Here is a 15,928-nt window from a genome sequence, read left to right as displayed (position 1 = left end):
CCGCCGGCCATCTCGATTCTGGCGCGTTGTCCGTGATCGCATTCGCGATGGTGGTGACGTTCATGGTCCTGATCATGACGAAGCGCCTTTCGGCGCTGATCGCCTTGATCATGGTGCCGACGGCGTTCGCGATCCTGGCCGGTTTCTCGGCCGGACTGGGCGACATGATGATCAACGGGGTCAAGGAGTTGGCTCCGACCGGCGTCATGCTGGTCTTCGCCATCCTCTACTTCGGCCTGATGATCGACGTCGGTCTGTTTGATCCGCTGATCAAGCTGATCGTCCGCCTGGTCCGGGGCGATCCCCTGCGCATCCTGGTAGGCACCGCGATCCTGGCCTTGACCGTGTCGTTGGATGGCGACGGCGCCACCACCTACATGATCACCACCGCGGCGCTGCTGCCGCTCTATCGGCACATGAAGATGGACGTGCGGATGATGGCCTGCGTCATCATCATGAGCAGCGGGGTGATGAACCTTCTGCCCTGGGGAGGGCCGACGGCCCGTGTGATGAGCGTGCTGAAGCTCGACGCCAGCGACGTTTTCGTGCCCCTGATCCTGCCCATGGCGGCGACGGCGGTCTGGGTGCTGTTCGTGGCCTATCGGTTCGGTCTGCATGAACGCAGGCGTCTGGCGGCGCTGCCGCCGGAAGCGGTCGACGAGGACGCCAGCGCCGAGGAGATCCTGGCCGGGGACGAGGAGGGCCATGTCGAGGCGCGACGGCCCAAGCTGTACTGGTTCAACCTGGGCCTCACCGCCGCCCTCATGGTCGCCCTGGTGCTAGACCTGTTCCCGCTGGCGGTGCTGTTCATGCTGGCGTTCGCGATGGCGATGACGGTCAACTATCCGTCGCTGGCCGCCCAGCGTGAACGGATGGAGGCGCATGCCGGCAACGCGCTGGCGGTGGGGGGCTCATCTTCGCGGCCGGCATCTTCACCGGCATCCTGTCGGGAACGCAGATGGTCGACGCCATGGCCTCGACCGTAACCTCGAACATCCCCCCGGCCATGGGCCCCTACATGGCGCCGATCACCGCCCTGATCAGCGCGCCGTTCACCTTCTTCATCTCCAACGACGCCTTCTATTTCGGCATGTTGCCGATCCTGGCCGAGGCCGGCGCCCAGTATGGCGTTTCGTCCGCGGAGATGGCCCGCGCCGCCCTTGTCGGGCAGCAGATCCATCTCCTGAGCCCGCTCGTCGCCTCGACCTATCTGCTGGTCGGCTTCGTCGGCATCGAAATGGGAGAGCATCAGCGCTTCACGCTCAAGTGGGCGTGCGGCTCGTTCGCCGTGTTCTTCGTCGCCTGTCTGGCGCTGGGCGTCTTCCCGTTCTACGCGACCCCTTGAGCCTGCCGTTCGACAGCGGCGGGGCGCGGCGCGGGCTCTCGTTCCCCCGGTCGGCGTAGATCCTCCGAGGCCCCCTTGGCGGCCGGCCTGGCCGACGCGCCTTTCGCCATGGCGCTTCATATCGTCCGTCGTCTGATGAAATGAGGCGCGGCCTGGCGCCGACGATCCATCTCTCAGAACGAGCCGCGCGAAACCTCGTCCCATGACAGCTTGGTGACAGCAAAGCCGCCTAACGTCGTTATGCCGGCGATCAAGATCGGCGCGAACAGAATGTGGCTTGGGAGGGCCGCCATGATCAATCGTGACAGCGATGACTCGTGCGCCGAGAGGGTGACGGCGACTGGACGGGCCTGGAGGAACGCCTGCTCGCAGCTGGCGATTTCAACGGCCTTGGCGACCTGTTTGCTGACGGTCGTCACGCCGGCGTCGGCGCAGGAGCAGACGTCGGGCGCGGCCGCCCCGACCGAGGACCCGAGCAAGGCTGAGGTCACGGTCGACGAGGTCATCATCACGGGGTCGCGCATCGCCCGGCGGGACTATCAGTCGTCCAGTCCGATCGTCACGGTTGGAGAGGGAACGCTGTCCGCGGCCGGCCAGCCCACCCTGGACCGGGCGATCGGCCAGATGCCCCAGTTCGCCGCCGCCCAGGGCCTCGCCCAGGTCGGCGATGTCCAGGCCCGCACCGGGTTCTCGGGCGGTCAGTCCTATTCGGACCTGCGCGGCCTGGGGTCGAACCGTTCGCTGGTGCTGCTGGACGGGCGACGGCTGGTGGCCTCAAACCCCAACGGCTCGATCGACCTGAACACCATACCGACGTCGATGATCGGCAATGTCGAGGTGATTACGGGCGGCGCCTCCGCGGCCTACGGCTCGGACGCCATCGCCGGCGTCGTGAACTTCAAGCTCCGCCGCAAGTTCGACGGCGTCGAGCTTTCGTACCGGCGTGGCGGAACCACGGAAGGCGATGCGGCGACGAACCAGTTCTCTCTGGTGATGGGCTCAGACTTCGCTGACGACCGCGGCAGCGCGATCCTGGCCTACGAGTATGCCGACCGCGCCGCCGTAAAGGGGTCAACCCGACCCTTCTTCCAGAACATCCGCCTGCTCGCCCGGCCGCCCGAGGGGATCATCGAGGTCGGCCAGTTCGGATCGCAGCCCACGATCGCGGCCGTAAACGCCATTCTGGCGGGTTATCCGAACACGACGCCGATCAGCGGAACGGGACAGTACAACGGCGCCATCGGCATCAACACCGACGGCACGATGTTCACCACCCTGGCGGGCTCCAACTGCGTGCAGAACTACCGCGGCCTGGACCAGGGCCTGCTCGGGCTGGGGATCACCAACAACTGTCGCCAGATCTCGGTCGCGCTCGGCAACTACTTCTCCGTCCAGGTGCCGCTGGAGAAGCACAATGCGATGGCCTCGTTCGACTATCGAGTGACCGAAGACATCACCGCCTACGCCCTGTTCAACTTCATGCGATCCAGCGCGCGCGACAGCACGTCCCCGGGCTCATCCGGACCTGGGAAGTACTTCCGGGTGCCTCTGAACAGCCCCTTCGTGACAGGCAATGCGGCTCTGCAGCAGTTGCTGGCCTCGCGCCCCATCCAGACCACCACGCCATTGGCGCTGACCAAGCTGCTGGCCTTCGCCGGCCCCCGCGAGCAGACGTTCGAGTACAACGTCTATCAGGCGGTCGCGGGTCTGCGAGGACAGCTTCCCGGCACCGAGCTCAACTTCGACGTCTATGGGTCCTATGGCCGGACCGACTATCAGAACATCCAGTTCAACGACGTCAGCAAGGCGGCCTTCCAGACGATTATGGACGGCACGGCGAACTATACGGGGGCCGCCGGCTCGTGCATCGGCTTCGCCTACAATCCGTTCGGCTCCAGCCCCATCAGCGCCGGGTGCCGCCAGTACGCCGTGCGCAACAACCACAACTCCAATACGACGGAGCAGACGGTGTTCGAGGCCTCGGTCAACGGGCCGCTGTTCACCCTGCCGGCCGGAGCTCTGAGCTTCGCGCTCGGCGTCGGCTATCGCAGCAACAGCTTTGAGTACGAACCCGACGCGGCGCTGGCGCGGGGCGATACGCCGTCGTTCGATTCCTCGGTTCCGACGGGCGGGAAACAGACCGTCAAGGAGGTCTTCGGCGAGCTTTCTATTCCCGTGTTCAAGGATTGGGTGCTGGGTGAAAGCCTGACGCTGGATCTTGGCTACCGCTATGCCGAGTACGACGGCTTCGGCGGGGTCAGCGCCTACAAGGCGGACGTCACCTACGAGCCGATCGGGAACCTCCTGATCCGAGGCGGCTTCCAGCGCTCCATCCGCGCGCCCAGTCTGGGCGAGCTTTTCGCGCCGACGATCACGGGCAGCAACGCGATCGGCGCGCCGCCGACCGCCGGCGATCCTTGCGACAGCCGGAGCGTCTATCGCACCGGCGCGGCCGCATCGCAGGTCCAGGCTCTCTGCCTGGCGCAGGGGGTTCCGTCGGCCATCTACCCGACCTTCGTCTACACCAACGACACCGTATTCGGGTCGTCCGGCGGCAACCCCAATCTGACCCCGGAAAACGCAGACAGCTTCACGATCGGCGCGGTCTACAAGCCGAGCTTCAGCCATCCGCTGTTCAGTACGCTGAACATGTCCATCGACTACTACAAGATCAGCATCACCGACGCGATCGGCAACCTGTCGCTGACCACCATCATCCCGCGCTGCTTCAACAGCGACGGCGTCAGCAACCCGACCTACTCCAAGGACAACGTCTTCTGTCAGCAGTTCGTGCGCGACACCAACTCCGGGGCGATCTCGTTCGCCCGCGAAGGGGCGCTGAACATCGCCACCTATGAAACCGACGGCATCGACGCCCAGGTCGAGTGGGGTTTTGCCCTGGAGGCTCTTGGGCTGCCGGAAAACTGGGGTTCGGTCCGGATCAACACGGTGGTGACGCACCTGCTCGGGTTCGAAGTGGCCTCGCTGCCCGGCTCGCCGGTGCTCGACTACGCCGGCAGTATCGGCAACTCGTCGGTCAGCCCGCAGATCGCGCATCCGACCTGGAAGGCCAACACGTCGGTCGGCTACGCCAACGGCCCGTTCACGGTGACGGCGACCTGGCGCTACATCGGCGAGATGATCCACCAGGACAAGGTGGCCAACCCGGCGTCGTCGACTCCCGGCGTCCCGGCGTACAACTACTTCGACCTCAATGCGGCCCTCCGCATCTCCGGGCGCTATGACCTGACCGCGGGCTTCACCAACCTGACCAACGAGGAGCCCCCCTTCGTCAGCGGCCAGCCTCTGACGACCGACTCCGCGACCTACGACATCATCGGCCGCACCTTCTTCGTGGGCGTCAAGGCGCGCTTCTGAAGCGCGCGCTTCTACCGGACCGACCGTCGTCAGGGAGAGCGTGGATGAGGATTCTGGTTCTGCCTGGCGACGGCATCGGTCCCGAGATCACGGCCGCGACGCTCGAAGTCCTGGACGCCGTCGACCAGTCGATGTCGCTGGGCCTCGAGGTCGAGCTCGCCGATATCGGCCTGTCCAGTCTGGCCCGCCAGGGCACGACCCTTCCCGACGCGGTGCTGGCGCGGGCGGCGGCGGTGGACGGCGTCATCCTGGGGCCCGTATCCCACTACGAGTACCCGCCGGTGGAACAAGGCGGGATAAACCCGTCCGGCGCGTTGCGGTCGCGGTTCGGCCTCGGCGCCAACATCCGACCGTGCCGTACGCGCGAGGGCTTGCCGAGCGTCGGCCGGCCCATGGATCTGATCATCGTGCGCGAGGCGACCGAGGGGTTCTATGCCGACCGCAACATGTACGCCGGCGTGCCGGAGTTCATGACGGATCCGAACACCGCTCTGTCTGTTCGCAAGATCACCGCAGCGGCCTGCCGTCGCGTCGCGCACGCGGCCTTCCGACTGGCGCTTGGCCGCCGCCGCACGGTCACTGCGGTCCACAAGGCCAACGTGCTCAAGATGAGCGACGGCCTGTTTCTGCGGGAGGTGCGCGCCGTCGCCGCCGAGTATCCCGAAGTGGCGCTGAACGAGATCATCGTGGACGCCGCCGCGGCGCTGCTGGTGCGTGATCCCATGCGTTTCGACGTCATGGTCACCACCAACATGTTCGGCGACATCCTCTCCGACGCGGCGTCGGAGCTTTCGGGGGGGCTGGGGCTGGGCGGCTCGATCAACCTGGGCGAGGACATCTGCGTGGCCCAGGCGCAGCATGGTTCGGCGCCAGATATCGCGCGGACCGGCAAGGCCAACCCGGCGTCCCTGATCCTGTCGAGCGCCATGCTGCTGGACTGGCGAGGCCGCCGCGATGGCGACGAGCGCCTCTCCGAGGCCGCGACGCGGATGGAACGGGCGGTCGACGCGGCCTTGGCCGATCCCGAGGTCCGGACGCCGGACGTCGGCGGTCGCGGCGGCACGGCCTTGTTCGCGTCGGCGGTTGTCGACCGCCTCCGAGGCTAGGCTCCTTCGGCGGTTCGCGGGGCGGCGCGCCCGGCCTAGAACAGGGCTCCCGCCTCGCGCGTGAAGGCGTCGATCAGAAGGCGTACGCCCGGAAGCACGCCGCGATTGGCGGCGTGGACCAGCGAGATGTCCAGGGTAGGGCCGGCCCAGTCCGGCAGAACCTGGACGGCGGTGCCCTCGGCGACCATCCTGCGGCCCACGAAGGTCGGCAGGCGGCCGACACCAAGGCCGGCTTCAATGGCGTCGGCGATGGCGCGGACGCTGTTGGCTGACAGGCGCGGCTTGAACGTCAGCTTCATCGGCTTCTGGGCTTGCCGCTGCAGTGTCCAGATCTGGTTTTCGCCCGGCGCGATCTGTTCTCCGATCAGCGGGTAGCCGGTGAGATCGCCCGGGCCTGACGGCATGCCGAGCCTGGCGATCAGGGACGGGGCGGCGAACATGGAGGCTTCCGTGCTGCCGATCCTGCGACGGATCAGCGAGGAGTCCTTGAGTTGTCCGACGCGGACGGCGAGGTCATAGCCCTCGGCGACCAGGTCGACGTAGCGATCGGAGACGTCGATCTCGCAACGCAGCTTGGGGTTGGCGGCCGCAATCCGCGCCACGATCGCGCCAAGGCCCGCTTCGACCAGAACCGACGACAGGGTCAGCCTGAGCCGCCCGGAAGGCTCGGCCGCCGCATGGGCCGCCTCGTCGGTCGCCCGCTGCAGGGCGTCGACGATCAACCGGCCGTGGATCAGGAAGCGCTGGCCGGGCTCGGTCAGCGAAGAGCGTCGCGTCGTCCGCGCGATCAGCCGAACGCCCAGGTGGTCCTCCAGCTCAGCCACCCGCTTGCTGACGGTGGCGAGCGGAACGCCCATGGCCCGCGCTGCGGCGGTGAAGCTGCCGGTCTCCGCGACGCGCGTGAAGATGACGACGGCCTCGACGGGAGGGAGGCGGTCGACGGTCGGGCCGATCTTGCTTCGATTATCTATCATTATGGATAGTGATTCCAAACTCGATGAATTCTCTGCCTTGAGGGGATAATTCATCGTTCCCTCATGAACCAGACCTCTTCTTCACACGCTCCATTCGAAGCGGGCGCGCCGACGCCGTCCGCACGACGGATGCTCGCGATCATCTGCGGCGCCCAGTTCCTGGTGGTCATCGACGCCGTGGTCCTGATGGTCGCCGGCCCGGCGCTGGCGCAGGCCTTCGGGGCCAGCGAACGCGACCTGCAATGGGTCTTCAACGCCTATGCGCTGGCTTTCGGCGGGCTGCTGCTGCTGGCGGGCAGGGCGGGGGACCGTCTCGGCCACCGCCGTGTCTTCGCCGCCGGCGCCGTCGTTTTCGCGCTCTCATCGCTCATCGGCGCTTTCAGCCCGTCGATGGCCATGCTGATTGTCGCCAGAGCCTTGCAGGGCGTGGGAGCGGCCATGCTGGCCGCCAACGCGCTGGCGCTGCTGACCCTGTACTTTCCCGCCGGCCCGTCGCGGCTCCGGGCGCTCGGCCTGTTCGCATCCTCAGCGACGGCGGGCGTCGCCTCGGGCACGCTGCTGGGCGGCGTCCTCACCCACTATCTCGGCTGGTCGTCCGTACTGCTGATCAACGTTCCGCTCGGCCTTGTCATGGCCTGGGCGACGATCCGCGCGCCGGGGCGGAGCGAAGCCGACGCCGCCTCCGGCCGAGGCATGGACTGGGCCGGAGCGGTTACGGCCACCCTCGGATTCGGCGCGCTTACGCTGGGGATCGCTGAGCTGGCCGCGCCGACGCCGCTCACCGTGGCGCTGCTGGCGGTCGCCGCCGGCCTGCTTGTCGCCTTCGTTGTCATCGAGCTGCGCAGCAAGGCTCCGTTGCTCGACCTCAGAGTGCTCGCCGTTCGTCCCATCGCGGTCGGCAACGCGCTGATCTTCGTCCACTCCGCCGGCCCGCTGATCATGCTGTTCTTTGGCTCGCTCTACTTCCAGCAGACGCGCGGCCTGGGGGCCCTGGAGACCGGGCTGCTGTTCCTGCCCATGGCGCTTGCCTCGATCCTCGGCGCACGCCTCGCCCCCGTTGTCATGGGCCGTCTCGCGCCGCGCTTCACAACCTCGCTCGGCTTTGTCCTGATGGCGCTCTCCGCGCTGGCGCTGTCGCAGCTGCCAGCCGCGCCCGAGCCGTTCGCCGTCGCGTCCGCCGTCGCCCTCGCCATTGGCGGCTTCGGCTCGTCATTGGCTTTCGTCTGCCTGACGGAAGCGGCCACCTCATCGGCCAAGGCCGGCGAGGCAGGCATGATCTCGGGCCTGGTCAACACCGCTTTGCAGATGGGCGGCGCATCCGTCCTGGCCGTGATCCTGGCCGTCTCGGCGACCGCCGGGGGCGACCCTCTCGGCGCGCACGCCGGCGCCTTCGTCGCGGCGGCCGCGATCCTGTTCGCGGCGGCGGTCGCCGGCCTTGTCCTGCTTCCCGGCAAAGCCAGCCGGTAGCCGACCTTACAAACCCAGGAAGCCCACATGCGCCTTAATCGTAGGAAACTCGTCATGTCCCTGTCCGCCTCCTTGTCCGCCGCGATGCTCACGACCAGCGTTCCGGCCGAGGCCGCCGCATCGCCGCCGATCCCCTCGGCCGCCGCCGATCCGATCCGCCTGGTCGATCCCGAGCTCCGCCCCATCCTCGAGCAGATCCCGCCGCTCGATCTCGGCATGGACAACCTCCAGGCCGTCCGGAGCGCCTTGTTTCCGCCGGCGATGTCCGGGCCGGCGGTCCAGCCGAAGGACCGATACATCAAGGGCGGCGAAGGCAATCCGAAGCTGAGGGTGGTGGTTCTCGATCCGGCGCCGGGCCGGTCCGGCAAGCCGGCGATCCTTCATATCCACGGCGGCGGACTGGTCGTCGGCAAGCCCGAGGTCGCGATCGTCGAGCTGCAGCAGCTGTCGGCCGAACTGGGCGTCCTGGTGGTGTCGGTCGACTATCGCCTTGCGCCCGAGCATCCGTTCCCGGCCGGTCTGAACGACGCCTACGCCGCGCTCGCCTGGCTGCATGGATCGGCCGCGGATCTCGGCGTCGATCCGCGGCGTATCGCCGTGATGGGGGAAAGCGCCGGCGCCGGATTGGCGGCGGCGGTCTCGCTGAGGGCCCGTGATCGCGGCGAGTTGCCGATCCGCTTCCAGTTGCTGCGCTATCCGATGCTCGACGACCGCACCGCGCTGCGGGCGCCGCCGGCCCATGTCGGCCGCTTCATCTGGAACTGGCGGTCCAACGCCTTCGGCTGGACGTCGGCGCTCGGGCGCGAGCCCGTGATGGACAGCGCCCCCGTGGAAGCCGTTCCCGCGCGCGCGGCCGATCTCGGCGGCCTGCCGCCCACCTGGATCGGCGTCGGCGCGCTGGACCTGTTCGCCCAGGAGTCCATGAGTTTCGCGGCGCGGTTGATGGCGGCCGGCGTGCCGGTCGAGATGTCGGTTGTCCCCGGCGCCTACCACGGCTTTGACGCCATGGTTCCGCAGGCGCGGATCTCCGCGCGGTTCATCGCCGATTGGAAGGCGGCGCTGCGAGGGGCGTTGAATGTCGAAACCGGCTCCGCGCCTTCCGCGCCATGAGCCGCGGCGCGCCGCGTCAGGGTTGCGCGGGCCGCGGCTTCCCACGCCAAAGGGCGTTCACGATCACCCAGCGGTCATTGAGGCGCGCGAGCTGAAGGTGGTCGATGAACCAGGGGGTCTCGACCCGGACGGTGGCGATGTCCTGGTCGACCCCGAGGACCGTGACGGACCTCTGCCACTGTTCCCGCGGCGTCTTGAGCGCGCCCTTGCGGGTCAGGCTGATCAGTTCGTCGGCGGTCATCCGGCCAAGGGCCAGCGTCTCGTACGGCGTGGCCTTGCGCGGCGTCCGCTTGGCCAGGTCGGGGTGCAGCGCGCGCTGCACCCGGTCGACGTTTCCTTCAAGCTGACCGTCGACGTAGTCGTAGGCGACGGCCTCCACGGCCTGGGTCGCCGCCGTGTCGTTCTGGCCAGCGGCGGGGCCGGCCGCCACGATCGCGATCACGCAGGCCGTCAGCAGGGCAATCTTCGCGGAACTCATATGTCCTCCAACGCGGGCCGCCAGAAGAGCCGAGCTCCGGTTCGGGGACAACCGTCGAAAGTCAGTTCGGCGGGATCAGGCAAGACTTCGGCGTGATCGATCATGGCTTGGGAGACCCGGAGGCGGATGCTAGATCGGCAAACCCTGACCTCTGTCCCAGGCGCCTGTCTCCGTTGTCGACCCGCTTGAGCGACCAACTCGTGCTTCTGCTGACCGCGATGCGCGTCGGGGAAATCTCGCTGCGGGAGGTTGTCCTGCGCGCCGACCAGCGGCACGTCCAGCCCGCCGGGGATGATGTCGTCTTCCTGTTCAATCGCGCGGGCGAAGCCCAGATCGAGCTCGACGACGCGCCCTCCAGGTTGCCGATCCGGCGCGGCAGCTTCGCCGCGTTTCCGACCGGCCGCGCCTTCCGACTCCATCTTCTGGGGGATCACGATGAGGCCGTGCTCGTCCTGGGCGGGATCAGCCTCGACCGGCGGCGCGCGGGGCCCTTGCTGACGGCGCTTCCCCCGCTTCTCTTCATGTGCCCTACGCGCGACCTCGGCATCGCTTGGCAGGACGCCACGTTCGACCTGATCGAGGACTGCGCGCGCAAGGCGGATGCCGGGTCTCGCGCCATTGTGCAGCGGTTGCTGGAGACTCTGTTCGCGATCACGGTGCAGCGCGCGCTGGCGACGGAAGCGGAAGATCGGCAACGGGTTCGCGCGCGCAGTCCGACCATCGGCAAGGCGCTGGTCCTGCTTCAGGACCGTCCTGGAGAGACCTGGAGCGTCGCGAGGTTGGCGGAGGCGGTCGCGATGTCGACCTCGACCTTCGCCCGAACGTTCACGGCTCTGGTCGGCGAACCGCCGATGGTTCATCTCACGCGACTTCGGATGGAGAGGGCCGCGCAGGCCCTGACGGCCACCGACGCCACCCTGGGCGAGATCGCTCATCAGCTCGGCTATCGTTCCGACGCCGCCTTCGCCCGGGCCTTCAACCGCTTCCACGGTCGCTGGCCGAGCGCGTTCCGGCTAGGCGCCTAGTCCGCTGGCGCCGACCGCGAGGCCGTGAGGGAAGGGCGCTTGACCTTCCAGCAAGGGGAAGGCGTACGGCTTGGGCTCATCCTCGTCCTCAAGGAGAATCCCCATGAAGTTCGACATCCAGGACATGACCTGCGGCGGCTGCGCCCGGGGCGTGACACGCGCCATTCAGGACCTGGATCCGGGCGCCCAGGTGGAGGCCGACACCGTCGCCCGCCGAATCGAAGTCCGGACCAGCGCCGACGCGGAGGCCGTCGCGGCGGCGATCGTCAGGGCGGGGTTCACGCCCGTTCCGGCCTAGGTCGAGGGCGATTCCAGGGCGCGGGGTCTGGCGACAGCTGCGGCTCCGCGCCGCTGTCGGTCGGCTTGACAAAGCGGCCCGTCGCTTGCGGTATCGCCCCATACCGGGGGACGGACGCTTGAAGACCGAAGAGGGGCGGAGACGGTGGCCGGCGCTGCTGCGCCGTATCTCGAGGATCACGCGTGATCCCTCGAACGCCGAGGACGTGTTGCAGTCCGCCTTCGTCCGGGTGCTGGAGTATCGCAGCAACGATCGCGAGGTCGCCGACAACGACGCCTTTCTCGCCCGCACGGCGGTGAACCTGGCGATCGACGAGCGTCGCCGAAACCTTCGCAGGGGCGTCGGCCAGGCGCCGGATCACGAACATGTTTCGGATGATCTTCCACTCCAGGATGAGGTTTTGGCGGCGCGCGAGCGTCTAGCGAGGTTGAAGGCCGGTTTGCAGCGCCTCAGCCCGCGGACGCGGGAGGTGTTTCTGCTTCACCGGCTTGATGGACTGAAGTATCGGGAGATCGCCGACCATCTCGGCATCACCGTGAGTGCGGTGGAGAAGCATGTGGCGAAGGCGGCCCTGTTCCTGACGGGATGGACCGAGAAGTGGTGAGTGCGTCGTGACATCGCCGCGTCTTGAAGACATTCGGGCCGAGGCCGCCAGCTGGCTGGCGCGGCTGCGCCGCGAGGACCGCGACGCCCGCGACGAGGCCGCCTTCCAGGCCTGGATCGCACGCTCCGAGGATCACCGCGCCGCCTTCGACGCCGTCACGGCGACGTTCGAACTGGCCGGCGCCCTGAGGGAGGAACGGCCGGTGCGGCGCGCTCGCGCGGTCATGGACCGGCGGGCGGTTCTGGCCGGGCTCGGTGGGGTCGCGGCTGTCGGCGTCGGCTGGTTCGCCCTGGCGCCGGCCTCCTATGCGACCGGCATCGGCGAGACCCGCACGGTCAATCTGGACGACGGCTCCTCGATCCTGCTCGACGCCGACAGCCGGGTGCGCGTGTCGCTGCGGGGCGACCAGCGTCGGGTGCAGCTGGTGAAGGGGCGCGCCTTCTTCCGCGCCGCCGCCGATCCGACACGGCCGTTCGTGGTGTCGGCCGGCGATCAGCAGGTCGTGAGCGACGGGGGCGACGCCTTCGACGTCAAGCTGCGCGACAAGGCGGTGTTCCTGGTGCCGGTGAAGGGCGAGGTCACTCTGATGGAGGCCGGCCAGCCGTCGAACCGGCTGAAGGCGCAGCCGGGCCAGCGACTGGTCGCCATGCCGGGCGTGGACGCCCGTCGCGAAGCGGCCGACGTCCAGACCGCGACCTCCTGGCGGTTCGGGCAGGCGGTGTTCGACAATCAGACTCTGGCCGAGGCGCTCGGCGAAATGAACCGCTACAGCCGTCGCCGGATCGAACTGTCCGACCCGGGCATGGAGACCCTGCGCATCAGCGGGGTCTACAAGACCGGCGACAATGAAGCCTTCGCGCGCTCGGCCGCGGTCCTGCTGAACTTGCGGGTTCGGGACGCCGGCGGCGCGCTCATCATGGAATCCGCGGGCGGCTGAAAAAAGTTGCTGAGGAAAACGGGACCCTCCGTCGTCTGACCTCCAGAAGCCCGGAAAACCGGGAACTTGGGGGACTTGGGGTCATGAACAAAGGATATCGGGGCGCGCTGCGCCTGGCGCTGGCCGGATCGGCGGCCTGCGGCGCGCTGCTGTTCGCGAGCGTCAGCTGGGCGCAGGCGGTCGCGATCGACGTGCCGGCGCAGCCGCTGGCCGAGGCGTTGCGTGAACTGGGCAAGGAGACCGGGGTCAACATCTTGTTCTCGCCGCAGTCGGTGGCCGACCGCCGCGCCGTGGCGGTGAAGGGCAACTACACCCCGCTGGAAGCCGCGCGCCGTCTGGCCGCGCAGGCGAACCTCGAAGTGGTCGAGGACGGCTCGGGCGCCATCATCGTCCGCCCTCGGAGCGCTCAGGCCCAGCCGTCCGAAGGCGCGTCCGTAGATCAAGGCTCGGAAGTGGCTGAACTGGTGGTGACGGGCTCGCGCCTGCGCCGCACGACCTTTGACGCGCCGACGCCGATGGTCGACCTGGACCGGTCCGACCTGCTGGAGAGCGGCTACACCGACCTGGGCGAGGCGCTGACCGACCTGCCGGGCGTCGACATCGGCGTGAACCTGTCGACCAGCCAGTCGGCGGTCCAGGACAACGGCCTGAGCACCGTCAGCCTGCGTTCGCTCGGCCAGAACCGCACCCTGACCCTGATCGACGGCCGTCGGACGGTGTCGAACGCCGGCAACAAGAACGCCGTCAGCCTGAGCTCGATTCCGGAGTTCTTCGTCGACCGCGTCGAGATCATCACCGGGGGCGCCTCGGCGGTCTACGGTTCCGACGCCGTGTCGGGCGTCGTCAACATCATCACCGAAAGCAAGCTGGAGGGAGTCCGCGCCCGCGCCGTGGCCGGGATCACCGAGCATGGCGGCGGCAGCACCACGGAGTACTCCGTCGGCGCCGGTCGCCGCTTCTTCGACGACCGCCTTTACGTGATGGCTTCGGCCACGGTGGAAACCCAGAACATCCTGCGGGCCCGGGATCGCAAATGGGCGCAGCGCTCGGTGCTGTTCAACCCGGCCACCAACAGCGTCACCGTTCCCGACCTCAGCAGCACGACGCCGGGCGGACGCTACCGCACCAACGCCTTCTTCTACGACGACACGGGCCTGCGCACGAACTTCGTGACGGCCGTCAACGGCTACGACACCCGTCTGAACGGCACGCTGATCGCTCCGGCGGACTACGCCACCGGCGCGCTCAAGGTGACCTATGACGTCACCGACAACCTGCGCATCTGGGGGCAGTTCCTGGCGTCGCGGGTCGAGACCAACTCGGTCCGCGAGCCCTACGGTCCGACCAGCACCACGACCTTCGGCGTCAATGACGAGTTCACCGTCGGCAACATCGCGCGCAACAACCCCTATGTGCCGACCGCGATCTTCGCCTCCTCGACCTCGAGCATCAGCTGGCGCCGCCGGATGATGGAAGTCGGCGAGATGGAGATCTACAACCGCCGCACCACTCTGCGCGGCTGGGTCGGCGTTGAAGGAACCGTCTTCGGCGGTTGGGACTGGCACCTGACGTACGGCTATGGCGAGTACGACGGCTACCAGTCGCGGAACAACGGGATCAATCTTCAGAACCTGAAGTTCTCGCTCGATGCGGAGCGGGTCGGCACGGAAATCCGCTGCCGGGACGCGACGGCTCGCGCCAACGGCTGCGTGGCGCTGAATCCCTTCGGCGTCGGCTCGATCACGCCGGAGATGGCCAACTACATCCGCGCCAACGCCTGGTACCGCCCGCAGAACCGCCTCGACACCGTGGAGGGCTACATCACCGGCGAACTGTTCGAGTTGCCGGCTGGTCCCGTCGATGTCGCCGTCGGCTTCGAGATGCGGCGCGAGAAGACCCGCACCCTGACCGACGAGGTGACCGAGGCGGGCGTAAGCAACTTCGCCTACATCCCGCGCTACCGCGGACTGATCGAGGCGAAGGAAGCCTTCGTCGAAGTGGCCGTTCCGCTGGTGCGCGACATGCCTTTCGCCCACCGGCTCGAGGTCGAGGGCGCGGTGCGCGTCGCGGACTACAATCTGAAGAACGTGGGCACCACGCTCAGCTACCGGGCCGGCCTACAGTGGGCGCCGATCGAGGACGTGACCGTTCGCGCGGCCTGGAGCCGGGCCCAGCGGGCGCCGGACACCACCGAGCTCTACTCGCCGCCGCGCGACGATTTCGATGACGTGGTCGATATCTGCAACGGCGTCACCGCCACGACGACAGGCGTCATCGCCCAGAACTGCCGGGCCAACACCGGCATCGCCGCGGCGATCGCGCTCAACGGCGTGTTCACCCAGGACGACGACAACATCAACGCGCCCAACGGCGGCAACCCGAACCTGAAGGAAGAGACGGCCGACACCCTGACCGTCGGCTTCGTGGTTCGCCCGCGCTTCGCGCCGGGCCTCGACTTCAGCCTCGACTACTACAACATCAAGGTGAAGGACTCGATCTCGTCGCTCTCCAACCGGCAGCAGCTGCTGGAGTGCTACCAAGCCAATGTGCCGACCGCGAGCAATCCCTTCTGTTCGGTGATCATCCGGGATGCTGAAGGCCAGCTGGTCAAGATCTTCAACCTGCAGGACAACCTGAACGAACTGCGGGCCAGCGGCGTCGACGTCGCGCTGCGCTACCGGTTCGATCTGGAGCGCTTCCGCTTCCCGGGCGACTTCACCTTCAAGGTCAACTACAGCCATCGCCTGGAGTTGGAGCAGGAGTACGACGGCATCCAGGGCGTCGAGACCAGCAAGTGGCTCGGCGAGGTCGGGACCTCCGAGCACGAGGGGCGGGCGAGCCTGGCCTGGCGGCACAAGAACTGGAACCTGCAGTGGACCGCGAACTACATCGGCGAGGCGGTCGACAGCAACACGCGGGTCGAAGCCGCCAAGGCCGCCGGGATCGCCAATCCGCTGTACCTGAACGTCGACGCCTACTGGCGGAATGACCTGGCGGTGAAGTTCTATCCGATGACCTCGAACAAGGACCTGCGCCTGTTCGGAACGATCAAGAACGTGTTCGACAACAACGGGCCGTTCCTGCCCAGCGGCACCGACAGCGGCAGCGCCTACAACTACAGCGCCGTCTACGGCGTGGCGGGCCGGGCCTATACCCTGGGCCTTCAGCTGGCCTTCTGACGAGACCCGCCGGCGGCGCACAGGCCG

The 15,928-nt window shown here is 67.8% G+C and carries 14 protein-coding genes; 11 read left to right on the top strand and 3 right to left on the bottom strand.

What is annotated here, in order from left to right:
• The first annotated feature begins 32 nt into the window (after positions 1-32).
• Positions 33-986 (top strand): citrate:proton symporter, encoded by a 954-nt coding sequence (locus tag CSW64_RS13450; RefSeq protein ID WP_281258594.1) that lies wholly within the window; start codon positions 33-35, stop codon positions 984-986.
• On the top strand, positions 959-1,345 hold the full coding sequence (locus tag CSW64_RS22405) for a transporter permease (RefSeq protein WP_281258593.1): 387 nt from the start codon (positions 959-961) through the stop codon (positions 1,343-1,345). Before CSW64_RS13450 ends, CSW64_RS22405 begins: the two co-directional genes overlap by 28 nt.
• Before the next feature lie 173 nt (positions 1,346-1,518).
• Here CSW64_RS22405 and CSW64_RS22035 read toward each other — a convergent pair whose 3' ends face one another.
• Complete coding sequence (locus CSW64_RS22035) at positions 1,519-1,764, bottom strand: hypothetical protein (protein WP_172448554.1); 246 nt, start codon at positions 1,762-1,764, stop codon at positions 1,519-1,521.
• Here CSW64_RS22035 and CSW64_RS13445 point away from each other — a divergent pair.
• Positions 1,748-4,723: a TonB-dependent receptor domain-containing protein gene (locus tag CSW64_RS13445; RefSeq protein ID WP_172448553.1), complete on the top strand. Its 2,976-nt coding sequence runs from the start codon at positions 1,748-1,750 to the stop codon at positions 4,721-4,723. The two genes, CSW64_RS22035 and CSW64_RS13445, sit on opposite strands and share 17 nt — an antisense overlap.
• Positions 4,724-4,767: 44 nt before the next feature.
• The gene (locus CSW64_RS13440) at positions 4,768-5,829 is read left to right on the top strand and encodes an isocitrate/isopropylmalate dehydrogenase family protein (RefSeq protein WP_099622596.1); all 1,062 of its coding nucleotides are present in this window, start codon (positions 4,768-4,770) and stop codon (positions 5,827-5,829) included.
• Positions 5,830-5,864: 35 nt separating this feature from the next.
• On the opposite strand, the gene CSW64_RS13435 is transcribed toward CSW64_RS13440, so the two are convergent.
• Entirely contained in the window at positions 5,865-6,803 is a 939-nt protein-coding gene (locus tag CSW64_RS13435) for a LysR family transcriptional regulator (protein ID WP_172448552.1), read from the bottom strand.
• A 129-nt stretch (positions 6,804-6,932) separates the two neighbouring features.
• On the opposite strand from CSW64_RS13435, the gene CSW64_RS13430 reads away from it, so the two are divergent.
• Entirely contained in the window at positions 6,933-8,270 is a 1,338-nt protein-coding gene (locus tag CSW64_RS13430) for an MFS transporter (RefSeq protein WP_172448551.1), read from the top strand.
• Positions 8,271-8,324: 54 nt separating this feature from the next.
• Positions 8,325-9,380 (top strand): alpha/beta hydrolase, encoded by a 1,056-nt coding sequence (locus CSW64_RS13425; RefSeq protein WP_245863695.1) that lies wholly within the window; start codon positions 8,325-8,327, stop codon positions 9,378-9,380.
• 16 nt (positions 9,381-9,396) lie between these two features.
• On the opposite strand, the gene CSW64_RS13420 is transcribed toward CSW64_RS13425, so the two are convergent.
• Positions 9,397-9,858 carry a nuclear transport factor 2 family protein gene (locus tag CSW64_RS13420; protein ID WP_099622593.1) on the bottom strand — a complete coding sequence of 154 codons (462 nt, stop codon included), beginning with the start codon at positions 9,856-9,858 and terminating at the stop codon, positions 9,397-9,399.
• A gap of 92 nt (positions 9,859-9,950) precedes the next feature.
• On the opposite strand from CSW64_RS13420, the gene CSW64_RS13415 reads away from it, so the two are divergent.
• The 5 genes from CSW64_RS13415 (at position 9,951) to CSW64_RS13395 (ending at position 15,901) form a co-directional block, all read left to right on the top strand.
• Positions 9,951-10,883, top strand: coding sequence for an AraC family transcriptional regulator (locus CSW64_RS13415; protein WP_150131409.1), 933 nt, complete (start codon positions 9,951-9,953; stop codon positions 10,881-10,883).
• A 103-nt stretch (positions 10,884-10,986) separates the two neighbouring features.
• On the top strand, positions 10,987-11,181 hold the full coding sequence (locus CSW64_RS13410) for a heavy-metal-associated domain-containing protein (RefSeq protein WP_099622591.1): 195 nt from the start codon (positions 10,987-10,989) through the stop codon (positions 11,179-11,181).
• Positions 11,182-11,299: 118 nt separating this feature from the next.
• On the top strand, positions 11,300-11,785 hold the full coding sequence (locus CSW64_RS13405; protein WP_099622590.1) for an RNA polymerase sigma factor: 486 nt from the start codon (positions 11,300-11,302) through the stop codon (positions 11,783-11,785).
• Between the two features lie 7 nt (positions 11,786-11,792).
• The gene (locus CSW64_RS13400) at positions 11,793-12,722 is read left to right on the top strand and encodes a FecR family protein (RefSeq protein ID WP_099622589.1); all 930 of its coding nucleotides are present in this window, start codon (positions 11,793-11,795) and stop codon (positions 12,720-12,722) included.
• A gap of 83 nt (positions 12,723-12,805) precedes the next feature.
• Complete coding sequence (locus tag CSW64_RS13395) at positions 12,806-15,901, top strand: TonB-dependent receptor (protein ID WP_099622588.1); 3,096 nt, start codon at positions 12,806-12,808, stop codon at positions 15,899-15,901.
• Positions 15,902-15,928: the final 27 nt, after the last annotated feature.

Source organism: Caulobacter mirabilis (genome assembly GCF_002749615.1).
In the GTDB taxonomy this organism is placed as follows: Bacteria; Pseudomonadota; Alphaproteobacteria; order Caulobacterales; family Caulobacteraceae; genus Caulobacter; species Caulobacter mirabilis.
This window is presented reverse-complemented; position numbering and strand designations above follow the sequence as displayed.

Bases quoted from the DNA above. Each gene is read 5' to 3' on its own strand.
- CSW64_RS22405 (WP_281258593.1), top strand. From the start codon at position 959: ATGGTCGACGCCATGGCCTCGACCGTAACCTCGAACATCCCCCCGGCC.
- CSW64_RS13440 (WP_099622596.1), top strand. From the start codon at position 4,768: ATGAGGATTCTGGTTCTGCCTGGCGACGGCATCGGTCCCGAGATCACG.
- CSW64_RS13435 (WP_172448552.1), bottom strand. From the start codon at position 6,803: ATGATAGATAATCGAAGCAAGATCGGCCCGACCGTCGACCGCCTCCCT.
- CSW64_RS13430 (WP_172448551.1), top strand. From the start codon at position 6,933: ATGCTCGCGATCATCTGCGGCGCCCAGTTCCTGGTGGTCATCGACGCC.
- CSW64_RS13425 (WP_245863695.1), top strand. From the start codon at position 8,325: ATGTCCCTGTCCGCCTCCTTGTCCGCCGCGATGCTCACGACCAGCGTT.
- CSW64_RS13420 (WP_099622593.1), bottom strand. From the start codon at position 9,858: ATGAGTTCCGCGAAGATTGCCCTGCTGACGGCCTGCGTGATCGCGATC.
- CSW64_RS13410 (WP_099622591.1), top strand. From the start codon at position 10,987: ATGAAGTTCGACATCCAGGACATGACCTGCGGCGGCTGCGCCCGGGGC.
- CSW64_RS13395 (WP_099622588.1), top strand. From the start codon at position 12,806: ATGAACAAAGGATATCGGGGCGCGCTGCGCCTGGCGCTGGCCGGATCG.